General features: G+C 40.7%; 11 protein-coding genes. 6 read left to right on the top strand and 5 right to left on the bottom strand.

Translation table 11 applies throughout. The annotated features are described in order from the left end of the window. Positions 1 to 16: 16 nt before the first annotated feature. The 3 genes from CLV99_RS20200 to CLV99_RS20190 form a co-directional block, all read right to left on the bottom strand. A complete protein-coding gene (locus CLV99_RS20200; RefSeq protein WP_162850175.1) occupies positions 17 to 3,526 on the bottom strand; it encodes a SusC/RagA family TonB-linked outer membrane protein in 3,510 nt (1,169 codons plus the stop codon). Between the two features lie 251 nt (positions 3,527 to 3,777). Further along, complete coding sequence (locus CLV99_RS20195) at positions 3,778 to 4,935, bottom strand: FecR family protein (RefSeq protein WP_133586323.1); 1,158 nt, start codon at positions 4,933 to 4,935, stop codon at positions 3,778 to 3,780. 116 nt (positions 4,936 to 5,051) lie between these two features. Then, on the bottom strand, positions 5,052 to 5,651 hold the full coding sequence (locus CLV99_RS20190; RefSeq protein WP_133586322.1) for an RNA polymerase sigma factor: 600 nt from the start codon (positions 5,649 to 5,651) through the stop codon (positions 5,052 to 5,054). Positions 5,652 to 5,893: 242 nt separating this feature from the next. On the opposite strand from CLV99_RS20190, the gene CLV99_RS20185 reads away from it, so the two are divergent. Then, positions 5,894 to 7,186, top strand: a complete 1,293-nt coding sequence (locus CLV99_RS20185; RefSeq protein WP_133586321.1) for a mandelate racemase/muconate lactonizing enzyme family protein — start codon at positions 5,894 to 5,896, stop codon at positions 7,184 to 7,186. 61 nt (positions 7,187 to 7,247) lie between these two features. On the opposite strand, the gene CLV99_RS20180 is transcribed toward CLV99_RS20185, so the two are convergent. Together CLV99_RS20180 and CLV99_RS20175 are read right to left on the bottom strand one after the other, a co-directional pair. Continuing rightward, entirely contained in the window at positions 7,248 to 8,303 is a 1,056-nt protein-coding gene (locus CLV99_RS20180) for an NAD(P)-dependent alcohol dehydrogenase (RefSeq protein WP_133586320.1), read from the bottom strand. A 95-nt stretch (positions 8,304 to 8,398) separates the two neighbouring features. Beyond that, on the bottom strand, positions 8,399 to 8,821 hold the full coding sequence (locus CLV99_RS20175) for a hypothetical protein (protein WP_133586319.1): 423 nt from the start codon (positions 8,819 to 8,821) through the stop codon (positions 8,399 to 8,401). Positions 8,822 to 9,286: 465 nt separating this feature from the next. Here CLV99_RS20175 and CLV99_RS20170 point away from each other — a divergent pair, with 465 nt between their 5' ends. The 5 genes from CLV99_RS20170 to CLV99_RS20150 all read left to right on the top strand — a co-directional run bounded on the left by CLV99_RS20170 (position 9,287) and on the right by CLV99_RS20150 (position 17,757). After that, entirely contained in the window at positions 9,287 to 9,859 is a 573-nt protein-coding gene (locus CLV99_RS20170) for an RNA polymerase sigma-70 factor (RefSeq protein ID WP_133586318.1), read from the top strand. A 255-nt stretch (positions 9,860 to 10,114) separates the two neighbouring features. Further along, positions 10,115 to 11,266: a FecR family protein gene (locus CLV99_RS20165; protein ID WP_133586317.1), complete on the top strand. Its 1,152-nt coding sequence runs from the start codon at positions 10,115 to 10,117 to the stop codon at positions 11,264 to 11,266. A 273-nt stretch (positions 11,267 to 11,539) separates the two neighbouring features. After that, positions 11,540 to 15,109 (top strand): SusC/RagA family TonB-linked outer membrane protein, encoded by a 3,570-nt coding sequence (locus CLV99_RS20160; RefSeq protein WP_162850174.1) that lies wholly within the window; start codon positions 11,540 to 11,542, stop codon positions 15,107 to 15,109. 11 nt (positions 15,110 to 15,120) lie between these two features. Continuing rightward, positions 15,121 to 16,548, top strand: a complete 1,428-nt coding sequence (locus CLV99_RS20155; protein ID WP_133586315.1) for a RagB/SusD family nutrient uptake outer membrane protein — start codon at positions 15,121 to 15,123, stop codon at positions 16,546 to 16,548. Positions 16,549 to 16,566: 18 nt separating this feature from the next. Then, complete coding sequence (locus CLV99_RS20150; RefSeq protein ID WP_133586314.1) at positions 16,567 to 17,757, top strand: AhpC/TSA family protein; 1,191 nt, start codon at positions 16,567 to 16,569, stop codon at positions 17,755 to 17,757. Positions 17,758 to 17,798: the final 41 nt, after the last annotated feature.

Here is a 17,798-nt window from a genome sequence, read left to right as displayed (position 1 = left end):
GTTCTTTAGTTATCTATTAGAAATTGACACGTAATCCGATAAACATTTCTCGAGGTCGAGGTAGGGATGTAAATCCTTGCTCTGAAGTCGAAGAAACTCCACCGGTCTCGTTTACTTCTGCTGTCTCAGGATCAATATCCACTCCTTTTGCTGTGATCAACAATAGATTTCTACCCTGTACATACACCTGTGCGTTCGCTATCTTAAAGCGTTTAGTAAATTTGCTCAAGTCATAAGACAACGTCACATCACGTAGTTTGGCATAGCTCGCATTCCCTACCAGCTTGTCGATATAAGGAAAATCAAACATATCCATGTTCCAGTCCTGTAGCACTGGATATATCGTATTCGCTTCATCACCAGGTTTACGCCAGCGCTCACTCACATGTCTATTCATAATATTTGACCCTAGAAATGCGTCTTTTCTATATTTATGTCCCAGTTTGGCAATAAACATAAAAGAAAGGTTGAAGTCCTGGTATTTAACTCTATTGGTCAAAGCCAAATCCCATTTAGGACGGAATGTCCCTTGATAGATTAGATCTTTTATTTCTGCATTTGCGATGAGTATCTTTTCACCGTCCTTATTGTATACCTGTGTCTGACCGCGGTCATTAAGGCCTGCAAAACGATAACCAAAAAGAGCTTCGGCCGGAGAGCCTTCAATCAAGATTCCCATAGCATCCGTATAATAAGACGTGTATGGTCTGGTAACATTATAATGATGTACCGTATTCGCATTGAATGCGATATTAGGCGATACAATCCATTTCCAGTCCTTTTTGTCGATTACGTTAATATTCATACTCAGCTCAAGGCCTTCATTGCTCATCTCTCCCACATTTCTAACCACGGAAGTGTAACCGACTGTCTGATCTACCGCATCTTCAGCCAATAGATCTTCACTACGTTTGTTGTAATAATCCAAAGATCCCTCTACACGATTATTGAATAAACCAAAATCAATCCCGACATTGGTGATACCTGTCTTTTCCCAACGTAGCTGGTCATTAGGAGGAGACTCTACATAATAAGGGATCCCTCCCATTTTGGGGCTGTAATTATAGGATTTCAAGATCAAATAAGGACCATTATTCAAGGATATATTACCATTTATACCATACGATCCTCTCAAGTGGAGTTTGTTAACCACCTCACTGTTCCAGAACTTTTCTTTACTGAGTTTATAAGTTCCGCCCAAAGACCAAAGCGGTTTATATCTAAACTTTTTGTCCGTTCCAAAAAAATTAGTTAGATCTAAACGCATAGAACCACTGAAGATAAAACGATCATCATATTCGTAAGAACCGTTTGCGTACCAAGAGACAAATCGGTTATCACTATAGTTGAACGCTCCATCCGTAATACCTTTAAAGACCGGAGTCATCAACATATCCGAATTATAAATCCGCGCGTTATAATCCTTTATATTCACCGGTATAAATGATCCGGCAGTAGGATTATATCCTAGACGAGTAGCTAACTCATTACGATCAAATGTGAGTTTACGCATCTCATTACCGATCAAAGCGTTTACACGGTGTTTATAACCCGAAAAATCCTTGCTGTAATTAAGCTGGGACCTCAATGTCCAAGATTCATTAAAATCTCGGTTTTCATTGATTACGCCACCATCAGGGAAATAATGATTAGCATAATTGGCCCTTGAAGTAGCATCATTGTACGCTATCCGTACATCATATGCTTCCACATCTTGAATCCCCTTGACCAACCTACTCCCTCTCTCCCAGTTTCCACCGAACTCAGCCGTAAGTCCTTCCATCAAATCTGCACGTACAAATCCCATTATTCTACTCGAAAAACCATTACGCGTAAATTTTCTTTTGTTGAGATCGTCGATAGGATAATAATCCCAGTTCTTCATACCGGGTGTATTTTTATAGGCATCAATTTTATACTGACTTAGCCCCCAAAGCGGAAGTTGATTTCCGGCCTCATCCCACAACTGTGTATACGGTTGTAACATAGACTCGGTATTGAAATTAGTCAATGTCGAAAAATGCATCCCTTGATATTCGGGTCCCAAGAGTGTATTAACCAACATCCAGCTCGAATTCGCTTTGTTTAAAGTAACATTCGCTGCTGCCCCCAAAGTCAGGAACGGAAGTGGTTTCCATTCATTTTTCAAATCGAATATAAAGCGTTTGTTATCGTTATTCAACATATTTTGCTGTGTATTCTGATAATTAACAGCTATATTGTAGTTGTACTCTTCCGTTCCTCCAGCGATTCCTATATTATGTTGATGACTGATTTCATTGCGAAAGAATGCTTTTTCAATCTGTCCCATACCATCAATCTTTTTCAATCCTTCTATCTCCGCCATAGCAGCCTCTTCGGTAATTTCACCGTCCCTAGCCTGCATCAAGAGGTACGTTACGCGACTCATATTATATTGATCAATAGGTGATGCATTATTGACGTTATAATTAAACAAATCGACTTCGGCATCGATATAATCGGCAGTAGTTGCTCTATTAAGATATTTCAGCTGTGGCCTACCGATGATATTCACAAACGAAGAATATCTAACCTTTGGCTTTCCACTCATCCCCATTTTTGTAGTCACGACGATAACCCCATTCGCTGCACGAGATCCATAAATAGAGGCTGCCACACCGTCTTTTAACACCGTGATACTGGATATATTCATCGGATTTATATCATCAATACTTCCTTCTATGGGATAGCCATCTACCACCAATAAAGGAACTTTCTGCGCATTGAATGTCGATATACCACGTATTTCGATATTCCCGGATTTATCGATCACCACACCAGCAGCTTGGCCTTCCAATGCATTCTTGAGCCCTGTTGCCATTTTGGATTCAAGCTGTTCGCCGCTGACGTAACTAAACGACCCAGTCATGCGCTCTTTAGGCAAGCGTTGATACCCTGTATTGACGCGCACTACAGCCTCGTCAATGTTATCGTCTTTTGCTTTTAACACAATTGTACCGACATTGGCCTTGGCTTTGATCGTTTGGGAGAGATACCCTACATAACTAACAATTAAAGTTTCATTATCGGCTACATTCTGTAGTGTAAAATGGCCACTGGCATCTGTAACAGCACCAGTTTTCTTCCCTTCTACACTTATAGAAGCTCCTAATAAAGCTTCGCCCTTCTCATTGACGACGCGGCCTGTAATTACCGATTGAGGAGCGACTTCTATAGTTTCTATCTTTTTGGTTGTTGCGCTTATTACAGGCATCGTTGGGATGATAGACACCGATTTGCCACTTATGGTATATTGTAGAGGACGACCTGCAAGTAAGACAGGTACTACCTCTCCAACCTCTCTATTAGAGACGTTAAGGTTGACGCGCCATTCCGGATTGATGTCTTTATCCTGATAGATAAATGTTACTCCGGTCTGTTTTGTAATCTCCAAAAACGCTTTCTTAAAAGAGACCTTTTTCAGATCCAGGTTGATCTTCTGCGCATTGATTTTCGCCATGGCTCCCAGCATGGAAAAAAGAAACAAGACTAAGGTTAGTTTCATGTGTAATAAAAAAACGTATTTTTTATTGCTCATCGTTAATTCATAAATGAACAACACGTCTTAAGGGAATTATCCATCATGATGTACCATAGATTGATACAATGATTTCTAATCCTTAAATTTGTATTGTCCGGTTAAAAAAAATAGTTAGCTAATACTGTATATTTTGACAGGATCTGGCTGCTGCTGGTGTCGTTACCACCACAGCGGCTTTTTTAGATGCCTGCAAAATTTTTGTTCATTTGTTTATTTTATTCTGCTACCGACACCCTCCTTTCTTTTACTACAAATTTTATCTTCGTTCTTAATGTAATCGCGTCCAATACCTCTTTCAGTTTAACATCTCTACGAATTGTCGCTGAAAGCCTGTAGTTTTTATAATTTCCCATATCGACATCCACATCATACCAACGTTCGATCTGCTTCGCAAACTGTTCCAACGTTAGATTATTGACCATATAAGCACCATCTTTCCAAGCTGTATATTCCTCAACGTCTACCTGCACAACATCCATTTCCCCGGACTCTGACACAATCGCCTGCTGGCCCGGTTTGATCACTAGACGTTGATCATTCTGCTTAGCAATAACACGCAGGCTCCCCTCAATCAGCGTCGTGAGACATTTGCCCTGATCAGCATAGGCATTTACATTAAAGCTTGTACCTAGTACCTCTATTTTCTGATTTTCAGTTTGTACGATGAATGGCCTTTTTGCATCTTTAGCTACATCAAAATAAACCTCTCCTGTCACCTTTACCATGCGAAGATCTTTTTCAAACGTGGTTGGATAACTTAATGAAGAAGCAGCATTCAGCCAGACTTCCGTACCATCAGGTAGACTGACTTGATATTGTCCAGCTCTGGGCGTATGGATGGTTGCAGTGCGTACTCGGACCGCCCCAGGAATTCCTGTCCCATCGCCATATGTCATGCCTTCATCTGAAACAACCAATGAAGACTGCCCTTCACTGAGCGCTATAGATTTACCATCGCTAAGGGTCAAGGTCGCGCGGTTGCTGCCGGGTTTGATGTCGGGAACATTGACGGTAACTTCTTCTATAGCTTCCTTTTTATAATAATAACCGATAATTGTTAAGGAGATTAATAAGAGTGCGACAGCGGCATACTTATAAAGCCTAGAGAAGGGACGAATATTTATTAAAATCTCTTTATCAACTTCTTTATTCAGATACCTCCATGTATCATCCACTATTGGTTCTGCTTTATCGAGCCATTCGGAAGTCGTGCCGTCTTGCTCAGCGCGGAAAAAATCCGCTATCGTTTCTTCCGTGTATGTATTATACTCCTCCAGATCTAAAGCATTTTTCAATGCAGCTGATTCAGATTCCGTAATAGTTCCGTCTAAATACTTTTCAAACAAAAGCTGAAATTGAGCTTTAGCATCCATAATGAATCTTTTGGTTAGTAGTCCATTTATTTAGAATACACCACAGACAGAAAAAGTAACAGGTGTTTTTTTAATAAAAACACAAAAAAAACACAAGAACTTGATTTACAGTTTATTTATTTCAAACAACTAGTGATCAGTAAGGGAATGACTGACAGCATCAGGTCGGGTAACCGGTCTTTCAAGATGGCACGAATCTGTTTATTAGCCAATTGAAGATGTTGATTGATGGCAGAATGGCTTATTTGGAGCAACTCGCTTATTTCTTTATAAGTCTTGCCTTCCAGTTTATGTAATGTATAGACTTCACGCTGCCGATCAGTCAGAGTGGACAAGGCATAATTCAGTACTTTAGTTGTTTCCGCAAAATCGATATCTTCTTCAATGTGCGTATAGGATTCGCTTCCCTTAATTTTCATCAGGCGATTTTGTTCCCGCACCGCTGCACGATAAGAATTCAAGGAGAGATTGCTCGCCATAGTATACAGTAACGCTGCAAAAGAATGCTCCTCCCTGAGCGTGCCGCGCATCTGCCATATCTTCATGAATATTTCCTGCAATAAATCCTGAGCTATTTCTTCAGACTTGACAAGTTGAAGCAACTTTATAGTAAGCCGTGTTGCATATCTATGGTAGAGTATATCGAAAGCCATACGGTTGCCCTTCTGCAACTGTACCAACAGCTCTCTTTCCGGTGTCAGGTCTCTATCAATCATCAGCTAATGCTGTAAAATTAAATAATAATCTGAAATTACAAAATGGTTTTACTAGGCCGATCTATACTTACTCTATTTCAACAACCTTCATTCTACACAACACTGAATACTCTTCAAATTATTGAACAACAAATCAAATAAATAATGATTGGCTGTTAAATAGAGCCAACACATGTCCATATCAAAACTAATTTCTAAATTGCAGTAACGCTCACAATACGATAGGCTAAACCAACAAAACTATGAATGAGATAGAAATCACAGGGACAGATTCTAATATTCAACGTGAAGAATTAAAGCATTCTTTTGGCTTTAAAGGGGGGTACTTAACCGAATTATGGCAAAACATCGTTCATCTCAAAAGTAAAAATGGTTTTGATGCTATCGGTATGGCTACACAGAGTGTACTATATGGGGATTCCAATGTGTTCGCTTCAACTTCCGAATTCAATGCTAATGCATTAATGTATGAAGTAACCAATAGGGCTCTAAAAAGAATAAACGGTTATCAGTTTGATTCCCCAATGGTGCTCTTAGATCAAATCATTCCACAACTATATCAAGAGGCCAAAGAAATAACAGGGATCGATCACCTCAACATCAACTTTCTTTACAATGCCCTATCGAGTATAGATAATGCACTATGGTTGCTCTATGCCGCGGAAAATTCCATATCAACCTTCCGTGACATGATCCCTATCCCTTATAAAACCGCATTATCACATCAAAACAAAAAAATAGCCATCATGTTTCAGGTTTCTTACGATATGTCGATAGATGATATCGTCAAAGCAGCGGACAACGGCTATTTTATTTTCAAGATTAAAACGGGTTTCCCAGGTTCTCCCGAAGAAATGCTAAGAAAAGATATCCAGCGATTGACCGAAATCCATCAAGCATTAAAGGCCATAAAGACAACACAGACACCTACAGGCAAGCTATACTATACCATGGACGCCAATGGTCGTTATCCTGACAAAAAAACTTTACTCAGATATCTAGACCATGCCCGAACTATTGGGGCCTTTGATCATATTCTACTATATGAAGAACCTTTTATGGCGGATAATAACGAAAATGTATCTGATATAGGAGTCCTGATTGCAGCAGATGAAAGCATCCATAGCGAGAAAGACGCCTACACGAAGCTTAACTTAGGATACGGTGCATTTGTCCTAAAAGGAATTGCTAAAACCTTGAGCTCAACAATTAAAATTGCTAAAATAGCATGCGACCATCAAATTCCATGCATATGCTCGGACCTCACCGTCAACCCCATATTGGTAGACTGGAACAAAAACGTTGCTGCTGCTGTCGCTCCCTTCCCTAGTCTAGGTATGGGGATAATGGAAACCAATGGCGATATGAACTATAAAAATTGGACAACGATGAAAGCACGACATCCCTATCCTACCGCTAGATGGGCGAATGCGATAAACGGGATATTTGAATTAGATGACCACTACTACGAAAAAGCGGGGGGAATCTTTGATATCCCGATCTACTATCGGAATCTCTTTAAACCAAGACCATAAGCAGAAGTGAAGCAATAGAGATATTCCTTCACTTCTGCGTAATAAGAGAACAGATATATTCTTAATCTTTCAAACTGGCCATATCTATTACAAAACGATATTTCACATCGCTTTTTAATAAACGCTCATAAGCTGTATTAATATCTTCCATCCGAATCAGTTCGATATCAGATGTAATATTATGCTGTCCACAAAAATCAAGCATTTCCTGCGTTTCAGCAATCCCTCCTATCATCGATCCCGAAAAGCTCTTCCGCGTAGGGATGAGACTAAATGCTGCGACAGGAAGTGGGTGTTCTGGAGCGCCCACTAACGTAAGTTGGCCATCTCGCTTCAATAACCTTAAGTAGGCGTTGATATCATGTTGAGCAGACACACAGTCCAGAATAAAATGCAACGTTCCCGCATTTTTCTTCATCTGTTCGTCATCTGTAGACAAAATAATCTCATCAGCTCCCAAGCGCATGGCATCTTCCTTTTTCGAAGCCGATGTTGTAATCACCACAACATAAGCCCCCATTGCTTTTGCCAACTTGACCCCCATATGCCCCAAGCCACCGATTCCAACAATTCCTACTCTTTGTCCTGCCCCTACATTCCAATGACGTAATGGCGAATAGGTGGTAATACCAGCACATAAAAGCGGAGCTGTAGCTGCCAGATCCAGATTGGCAGGCACTCTTAATACAAAATCCTCATCGACGACGACACGTTCTGAATACCCTCCCATAGTGTGTGTTCCCAAGTGTTTGTCGATCGAGTCGTATGTCCCTGTCATTCCGTTTTCACAATACTGTTCTAGTCCTTCCTTGCAGCTATCGCACTCCCTACAACTATCGACCATGCAGCCCACGCCAACTAGGTCACCAACTTTAAATTTAGTTACCCCACTGCCGATCTTAGTAATCCGCCCCACAATCTCATGCCCTGGTACACTCGGATAGGATGTGCTTCCCCATTCGTTTCTCGCCGTATGTAAATCCGAGTGGCAGACACCACAGTATAAAATATCGATTTCAACATCTTTTGAGGTCACTTCCCTACGCTGGATGTTCATTGATTTTAAATCGGCCTCCGGTGCTTCTGTACCAAATGCCCTTGTCGAAAATGTATTCATAGTCATGACTGTGCTAAAGTATATAACCAAATTTAAGACAAAAACACTATAACCACTTATCCAAAATCATTTTAATTCTATTTTAATTAAACAGCTTACTCCTTCAATTTAACCAAATAGTGGATACTCTTGTAGCCATTAGCATCATCAAAATCATGTGCCAATACATCATACATCAGCAGCTGCCTGTCTTTTAATTGTAATAGATACAATTCATTTGCTGCTGCATCCTTATGAGTAAGGTAAAGTTTTCCATCTTCCACATACACATAATATCCTTTTACCGATTTTCTATCCTTCTGCTTATTACTCGCTTTTCCGTTTTTTAGGATTTGCCAAACATTTTCACCAGTCTTGTAGCTATCTGTCCGTACTGTAGGATTGTCTTTCCCTTCTGGTATCTGTTGCACCAATTTCGTTACTGTCCATTTTCCGACAATATCTTCTGTCTTCTCCTGTGCCTTTCCAATCATTACTGCTCCCATAATGAGCAATGTGCATAAAATTCTAGTTTTCATATGTATATAATTATTTCATCATCCGTCAGCTAGCGGGTCCAAACGGCACTATGATGCACACTTGTGTTGTCAGATGCTGTGCGTGCAGATTTCATATTATGTAAATTATCCTCTGTAGTATTTTCCCAAACAGGGAATAGCTCCAAAATTAAAAACTATATAGCACCAAAGAAAGCGGCTTATATCACTTGAAAAATGCCACAATCTATAAAAAGCTCAATGATTGACACTTAAAACGAACGCCAACCACTACAACTACCTATCAACTACCCTCTCCTACCTCCACCCCCTAGCTATCGCTATGTCATTCTATAATAATTTTTCAGAATTCTGTCGTTTACGACACTGCATCCAGGACCTATCTACAAAACAGCACTGTTTTAAAAAAACAAACATACTTTAGACAACTTCTATCAAATTTTATCTATCATTGCTGATGAGAACACGAACTAGCACTTCAAAGTAATGACTTATTATAGAAACTTTTCTGATAAAGAACTTTTCGGCCTTTTAATAAAAGGCAACGAGAGTGCTTTTTCCGAAATGTACCACCGCTATAAAGAAGCACTTTATTTTCATGCTAATAGATCTCTCCATGATCACGACGAAGCCCGGGATATGGTACAGGAGGTATTTGCTTCATTATGGGCCAAGCGAGAGGCCCTTCATGTCCCTGACTCCGTAGACGCCTATCTCTATGGCGCCATCCGAAATCGTATCCTGAACTATATAGCCCACCAGAAAGTGGTAGACCGATATATAGGCTCTATAGACACGTTTTTAAATTTCACAACCGATACGACCGACCATACAATCCGTCACAAAGACCTAGAGAATCTACTGTTGCGAGAAATAGAACGACTTCCTAAAAAGATGAAAGTTGTTTTCGAAATGAGTCGAAAACAAGGTATGACTTACAAACAAATTGCTGACGAGCTTAACATATCCGACCAATCCGTAAAAAAACAGATGCAACGCGCTATCAAGCTACTCCGTATCAAAATAAAACTGAATTTATTCCTTTCGCTGTTCTGGTAGTTAATCCCCTCACTACGAAGGCAGACAAATGTGAAAACCAGAATATTCCGAATATTTTATTTTTTATTGTCCCCCTACGCATCAGTTACCTGTCTAACGACTATAAGGAGCACGAAGAGATTTCTTCTAATCAATTGTAGAGGCGTATCTAGTTTTATGATACGAATGTGTGTAATCATCAGATAAGTGAATTACGCGCTATTCTAGTCCGTCAATTGTCGGAAGACTGATAACAAGCAAACAGATTATATCCATATGAGACGAGCGACAGGCGAGCAACTATTAAAGAAACTTAAAGAAGGTACAATCACTACTGAAGAACGTACACTTCTAGAAGCTTGGTACGATCACTACATCGAAACGGCCCAACCGTTCGATGACATAACTGCATTTGTCAACGATATGAACAAATTGGATAAAGCATTTTCGTTTGCTCCAAGTCCCAATGTACCCAAGACGGCTTTTTACAGGTTAAACTCTTTTCGCATCGGGTTAGCTGCTGCAATCGTCCTCCTAGTGTTTGGAATCTACTTATTCAACCAACGACAAGTGCCATCAACAACAGCGGATCAACTCACCCATAATGAGATTTCTCCAGGAGGTCAAGGAGCAACACTCACCTTGGGTAACGGTCAAAAAGTGAACCTCAATACTATAAAAAGTGGCAACATCAGTATGGAAGCAGGGATAAAGATTACAAAAACTCAGGATGGGCAATTAACTTATACCCTGCAGGAAACAGACCAAGGCCACAATGAGTCTCATACCCTGAGCACTGCCAATGGAGAAACCTTTGCCTTAATCTTACCGGACAAAAGCAAAGTCTGGCTCAATGCGGCCTCTAGTCTAACCTATAATACCGTTCCAGTACAACAGGGGCTGCGTAGAGTCACATTAACGGGAGAAGCCTATTTTGAAGTTGCTAAGGATGGTAAACATTCTTTTATTGTGGTCAGTAAGAATCAACAAGTCGAAGTACTGGGTACTAGTTTCAATATCAATGCCTATCCAGGGGGATCATCTCTACAGACCACGCTAATAGAAGGTAGCGTAAAACTATCTGCATATCATGGCAATACAAGTCATACCAAAATACTCATTCCTAATCAGCAGGCCTCTGTCCAACAGGGCAAGATACAAGTCCAAGAGATTGTAGCCAGTGATGTTATTGCCTGGAAAGAAGGTTACTTCCTCTTCTCAAGTGAAAATTTAGAAAGTGTCATGGAGAAAATAGCTCGCTGGTATAATGTCCATATCGTTTTCGACAACCCTGCACTCAAAAAGGAAACCATGCTTGGCACCATGAGCCGGCACGAACAATTATCCAAAGTACTCGATATTATGGAGCGTATAGGTATCGCAAAGTTTGAAGTCAAAGGACGTGTAATCCACGTCAGGAACAAGTAACTAACATAATTGAATAATATATAACCTAAAAACAATGAAGAAAGAAAATAGATACTCTTAAAAAAATCCATATATCAAAAAAGACTTCGACTGGAATCGAAGTCTCCTTGATCTGATTTAAAAAAACTGACTAACAATTATTTTTAAACCTGATGCTGTAACTCTTTTTCGCGATTGACCACAGCACCATAAAAGACTACGTAAATGTATAAAATTTATGCGAGAATCCGCTGTTTGCTACCTTCTGGCTACAGCCTTAAATTTTTATTGATTATGAAATTAACGGTTTTCATATTGGTATTATGTCAACTGCAACTAAGCGCAAATAGCTTTGGGCAGAAACTAACCTTAGCCGGAAAAAATCTATCGATTGGTAGGATATTCGTCGAAATCCGTAAACAAACGGGATATGATGTATTGATGAAAAACACCACATTCCATAAACCTGCGGTAGACGTAAACTTTAAGAATACCCCATTACCCACTGTGATGGACGAGCTACTGAGCGGCACCGGATTCACCTATACTATCACGGACAAAACCGTTACTGTAGAGGCTTCTTCAATAAAAACCACCTCACTATCTCCACAGCAAGAGCATATAGAGGTTCGTGGGCGTGTGGTCGATGAGCAGGGAAAACCATTGGCCGATGCTACTGTTACCATTGTCGAAACTGGTATTTCCACATCGACAGATCGTGAGGGCTATTTCGCATTAAAAAATGTACGTCAGGGACATACCCTACTCATTAGTTATGTCGGTTTTACCCCCTACCGTCTCCCTGCTACAGGACAGCTTGGCAACGTTAAAATGAGACCTGTCATTGACGAAATAGAAGAAATAAAAGTAATCAATACCGGATACCAGAGCATTTCCAAAGAGCGCAGCACGGGTTCCTATGCCAAACCTAACATGGCTATTCTAGAAAACCGGACAGGTAGCATGAATATCCTACAACGCCTTGACGGGCTTATCCCAGGACTAACAGTAAACAACTCTCCGAGTGCCGCTCAAAACCCGTTTCTAATTCGCGGTTTATCAACCATTGGAGTCCAAGGTTCTGATGGTCCAGGTTATGTCGGTACCAACAGAAACCCGCTATTCGTGGTAGATGGCATCCCTATCGATGATGTATCAAGTATCAATCCACAAGATGTAGCCGATATCACAGTGCTCAAAGATGCTACAGCGGCTTCGATATGGGGAGCAAGAGCCTCCAACGGGGTCATCGTAATTACCACCAAAAAAGGTACCCCTGGCGATCGATTGAGAGTCAACTACAGTGCTTTTATCAACTTTCAGGGCAAACCTGATTTGAATTATATCCCGACCTTGAATAGCAAACAATTTATTCAGGCAGCCATCGAAACCTTCGATCCAGTCAATTATCCTTGGGAAGAAGTTTACCCTTACCTATTCGGTAGCGCCGGTATAGCCCCTCACCAACGGATACAGTATAATCTCGCCAATGGATTAATCTCAGCCGAACAGGCCAAATATGGACTAGATAGTTTATCCAATATAGACAATAGGCAACAGATCAAAGATCTATTCTACCGTAATGCATCTTTAATGAACCACTCGGTATCCCTTTCTGGTGGTAGTACCAACTATTCGTTCTACGGGTCAGCTGCCTATACCAAGGCGACGAGCAACCAACCAGGCGAGAAAAACAACAACTACAAAGTCAATTTAAGGCAGGATTTTAAACTGGGTAAATCTATTCGTTTAAACCTGATAACTGACCTGACCAACGGTATAAACAGCAGTAAAAGGAATGCTATGGTCAGTCCCAATTTCTACCCTTATCAACTGTTTAGAGATGCTTCAGGTCGCAATGTCTCCATCCCCTATATGATGGATCTGAGTGAAGAAATGCGTCAAGAATTTCAAGACCTGAGCCTTATCGACCTCGACTACAACCCACTGGATGAGTATGATTACGGACATAGCAAAAACAACAATTTCCTGAGCCGTAATGTACTTGGGCTTAACATCAAACTTATCGATGGTTTAGCATTTGAAGGTACCTATGGCTATACTAAAGGTAATGGAAAAATGGAAAGCTATGACGACACCAAAAGTTATTTGGTACGCAATGAATTGGTACAGTTTACCGTAGCCCCCAACGGAGGTTCGACACCGACCTACTACCTTCCCAAAAATGGAGGTCGCTATAGTCTGACCAACCAGAATCAACAGAGCTGGACAGTGCGCAACCAATTGAGCTATAATAAAAACTGGCTGGCCGATACCCATCAACTAACACTACTCCTTGGCCAAGAGGTGCAAGAGCAGCTTTATACCACCAACCGTAGTACCGTAAGAGGTTATAACGAGCGCCTGCAAACCTTTGGAGCAGTTGATTATAATACCCTCGGAGAGTTTGGAGTAGACAACCCCATTATGCCCAATTACTGGGATAGCAGCCTACTCAGCAATGATGCTTTTAATCAAACCGAACGGTTATCCAGATTTATATCCTACTACGCCAATACAGCGTATACCTACAATAGGAAATATGCAATCAATGGAAGTTTCCGTATCGATCGAAGCAATCTATTTGGACTGGACAAATCGGCACAAAACAAACCCGTATGGAGCATCGGTGGAAAATGGTTATTAAGTGAAGAAGATTTCATGCCTAAGAAAGACTGGCTACAGGATCTAGCACTACGTGCCACCTATGGGCTGACCGGTAATTCTCCTGAACCAGGGACGGCAGCCTCAAAAGATATCCTTAGCACCATACAAAGTGGCTTTCTTCCTGGACGAACAGGCTTAACCATCGCGACACCATCCAATACCAAGCTCACCTGGGAAAGTACCAAGAATATCAACATCGGTCTTGATTTCGGCCTATTCAACAACCGTATATCCGGCTCCCTAGACCTATATCGCAAACGGACAAGCGACATGCTAGGTGTCATGCCTACCAATACGTTCAGTGGTTACCCTAATATCATCGGAAACCTTGGCGATATGGAAAACAAAGGTATTGAGTTGGGATTAAATACCGTTAACATTAAAAAAGATGCTTTCACCTGGAATACCATCTTCAATATAGCATACAACAAGAATAAGATTACAAAACTGAACTTGGTGACTTACGACAATAGCAGCACGCAACGTATATGGAAGAACTATGTAGCTGGATTTCCGGCTTTTGCATTATTTGCGTACAATTTTGCCGGACTTGATGAACTGGGTGATCCAAAAATCCGTCTGGCCGACGGAAGCGAAACAAAAGCACCGAATAGTGCCCTACAAGAAGACGTATTTTATCAAGGCACTTTTCAACCCGTTTGGAGCGGCGGTATGACCAACGTTTTCCATTACAAAAACTTCAGCCTGAGCGCCGCTGTAATTTTCAACCTAGGTCATGTTATGCGCAAGGACGTCAATGACGTTTATACCAATAGGTTACATCACTCAAGTGCACTTCGTAACGGATTGACCACAGGTAATCTCCACGCTGATTTTGCACAGCGTTGGCAAAATCCTGGCGATGAGCAGTATACCAATATCCCTTCGTATGTGTCCAACTCATCACTCAGCTACTCCCGTCGCGATTTCCAGTACTACACCTTGGCAGACATCAATGTCGTCAGTGCCTCTTACATCAAACTCCGTGATATCACCTTAGCATATGACTTACCAGTCTCCTTGCTCAACAATATCCGTACAGAAGGTATCACATTACGAGCACAGGTATTTAACCTTATGATCTGGAAAGCCAATAAAGATAATATCGATCCGGAATATATGGATACCTCCCAAGGCATACGTAGCATGCGTGCCAACCAAGGATCTGTTTCATTTGGTGTAAATGTTAAATTCTAAGGTAAATAATTATGAATACAACGTATAAAACAATAGTACTTACAGGATTAGTTATTCTGTTAGCAGCCTGTCAAAAAGATTTCCTGGAAGTCACCCCTAAAGGCCGCTTAGTGGCCGACGAGGTTGCTGATTATGATCTATTACTAAATAACCTAGAACTTATCAATATCAATGCTAGTGCACAAGTTGTCATGGGAGACGAGATTGCAGGCATTCAACCCTATTTCGATGGCGGCCGTCTGAAAAACCAACGACTTTTTCGCTGGGATGCCCTAGTTTATGAGCCGTCTGAGAATGCTTCGGAACTTGAAACACCAATTAAAAACATTTATGTCTACAATAAGATCATCAATGAGCTTCCCGAAGCTACGAATGGTACAGAAAAGCAGAAGGCGTCCTTACAGGCCGAAGCCAGAGCTGGTAGAGCGTGGACTTACTTTCTGTTGATCAACCTTTTTGGTAAACCTTACGATGCCGCTACATCTGCTACAGACCTCGGTTTTCCGATACTGGAGAATGCCGATGTTACAGGCAATACATTTACAAGAGCATCGGTCAAAGAGGTATATGATTTTATTATCAAAGACCTAACTCAAGCTATTCCCCATCTTCCAGCAACACCATCGCACCGCGTACGGATGTCAAAAATCGCAGCAGAAGGACTATTGGGCAAGGTATATCTCTTTATGAGAAATCCTGAAGAAGCCCTAAAGCATCTAGATAATGCATTGGCTGGACTCAGCACTTCTACTGTTCCACTAGGTCTATATGACTACAACAAAACCTTTGGTCCTGGCGGGGAGTTTTTACCCATTACTTCTTTTGGCCCCAACTATCCGTTTGTACCAAATATCAAAGAGAGCGTATATGCAAAACAAGCTTATTGGCCATCATCATCCAATGACCTGGTGCTTGATAAGAGAACGGTAAATCTTTTTGACCCAACAGACCTACGCCGCAACTTCTATTCCTCCAATGCATATTATGGGCCAGCATATCCCAGTGGATTTCTTAAAAAAACAGGTCCTAGTAACATTCAAATGGGGGTCATTGTTCCAGATCTTTATCTTTTACGTGCCGAGTGTAAAGCTCGACTTAATGATCTACAAGGAGGCAAAGTTGATGTAGAATACTTACGTAAAAACAGAATGCCTCTTGCAAAGGCAAGCATCCCAAACGCTGTAAGTGGTGCACAGAAAGAATTAATCGAGTTTATTTTAGAAGAACGGATACGCGAATTTGCAATAAGCGGATTCAGATGGTTTGATATGCGCAGGCTCTCTGTAGACCCGCTTTTTAAAGACAAAACATATAGCCATTCTCTCTATTCGGAAGCAGGTAATATCCAAAGTACCTATACACTTAGCACCGAACGGTTAGTACTCCGTTTTCCACAGAAAGTAATGGATGAAAACCCAGGAATGCAAAACAATCCTTAAAATATTAAGAACACACCTATGTGCAAGACAAATTATATACTATTAGCGTTCACTAGCATATTCGTTTTACTTACAAGTTGCGCTTCGAAAAAAGAAGTCGTGGGATATGCAGTAAAGGCAAGAATTGATAATCCTGAAAACTATTCCCCTTATTATTTGGAGTATTCGGACCGGGGCGAAGTTATTGTGGACACCAATTATACCGTTGATGGTGATTGGATTGTTTTTAAGGGTAAAATCGATGAACCTGTTGTAGCTTCTTTTGGAGTGCGTGGTAATCCTGCCAATTCGATAACCGATAATATAAACTTTCCAATGGAGGCGCCTTCACTACGTTTTTTTCTGAGTAATGATAAAATCGAAATCGTGGGAGATGCCAATCATATCTATATGGCCAACATAAAGGGTGGAAGCGCAAATCAAGACTGGTCTAAAATTAAGATGTTAGAAAACGACCTTATCAATCAAGACTGGACACTTTTAAAAGATGCTTATCATAATTTAACATCCGACAGCGATTCGACAGTGCTTAGCAATGCCTATAGAGCACGGAGAGATAAGCTTAAAAAAACAGCCGCGCTCAGAGAGGAGTTTATAAAAAAAAATCCAAATTCTATTGTGAGCTCCTATTTCTTATCTGAAATGCTTTTTGGAAAAAGCCTAGATGAGTTAAAAAATTCCTATGCTCAACTAGGTGAAGAAAATAGAAGCAGTAGATATGGCGGCGTGATATCGGATAAGATTGCCCGTATAGAAGCAAATGCAATAGGGATTAAAGCCATTCCGTTCCGCAAAACAGATATGCATGGAAAACCTATCAGTTTAGAAGATTTAAAAGGAAACTACGTATTGCTAGATTTTTGGGGCACACAGTGTGGTCCTTGTATCCAAAGCTTTCCACATTTAAAAGAGTTATACGCTAAATACAAAAGTAAAGGCTTTGAAATTATAGGAGTTGCAGACGAGAGCTGGCAAAAAGATGAGGTGAAACGTCATAAGAGATGGAAAGAGGTCATTGAAAGAGAAGGCCTGACCTGGATACAGGTTTTAAATGAGAAAGATAAAGATCAGCTCGACCTACAGAAGGCGTATGAAATTGCAGCTTTCCCAACCTTAATACTTTTGGACAAGGAGGGCAAAATCGCTGCCCGCTTTACCGGAAAAAGTGATGAACTCGCCATCAAATTAAAGGAGATTTTTGGCAGTTAATAATCAGTAATAAAAAACAGATTTAATAAAGACAAATTAAA

Source organism: Sphingobacterium yanglingense (genome assembly GCF_004363245.1).
GTDB classification, from domain to species: Bacteria; Bacteroidota; Bacteroidia; order Sphingobacteriales; family Sphingobacteriaceae; genus Sphingobacterium; species Sphingobacterium yanglingense.
This window is presented reverse-complemented; position numbering and strand designations above follow the sequence as displayed.

Bases quoted from the DNA above. Each gene is read 5' to 3' on its own strand.
- CLV99_RS20200 (WP_162850175.1), bottom strand. From the start codon at position 3,526: ATGAAACTAACCTTAGTCTTGTTTCTTTTTTCCATGCTGGGAGCCATG.
- CLV99_RS20195 (WP_133586323.1), bottom strand. From the start codon at position 4,935: ATGGATGCTAAAGCTCAATTTCAGCTTTTGTTTGAAAAGTATTTAGAC.
- CLV99_RS20190 (WP_133586322.1), bottom strand. From the start codon at position 5,651: ATGATTGATAGAGACCTGACACCGGAAAGAGAGCTGTTGGTACAGTTG.
- CLV99_RS20185 (WP_133586321.1), top strand. From the start codon at position 5,894: ATGAATGAGATAGAAATCACAGGGACAGATTCTAATATTCAACGTGAA.
- CLV99_RS20180 (WP_133586320.1), bottom strand. From the start codon at position 8,303: ATGAATACATTTTCGACAAGGGCATTTGGTACAGAAGCACCGGAGGCC.
- CLV99_RS20175 (WP_133586319.1), bottom strand. From the start codon at position 8,821: ATGAAAACTAGAATTTTATGCACATTGCTCATTATGGGAGCAGTAATG.
- CLV99_RS20170 (WP_133586318.1), top strand. From the start codon at position 9,287: ATGACTTATTATAGAAACTTTTCTGATAAAGAACTTTTCGGCCTTTTA.
- CLV99_RS20165 (WP_133586317.1), top strand. From the start codon at position 10,115: ATGAGACGAGCGACAGGCGAGCAACTATTAAAGAAACTTAAAGAAGGT.
- CLV99_RS20160 (WP_162850174.1), top strand. From the start codon at position 11,540: ATGAAATTAACGGTTTTCATATTGGTATTATGTCAACTGCAACTAAGC.
- CLV99_RS20155 (WP_133586315.1), top strand. From the start codon at position 15,121: ATGAATACAACGTATAAAACAATAGTACTTACAGGATTAGTTATTCTG.
- CLV99_RS20150 (WP_133586314.1), top strand. From the start codon at position 16,567: ATGTGCAAGACAAATTATATACTATTAGCGTTCACTAGCATATTCGTT.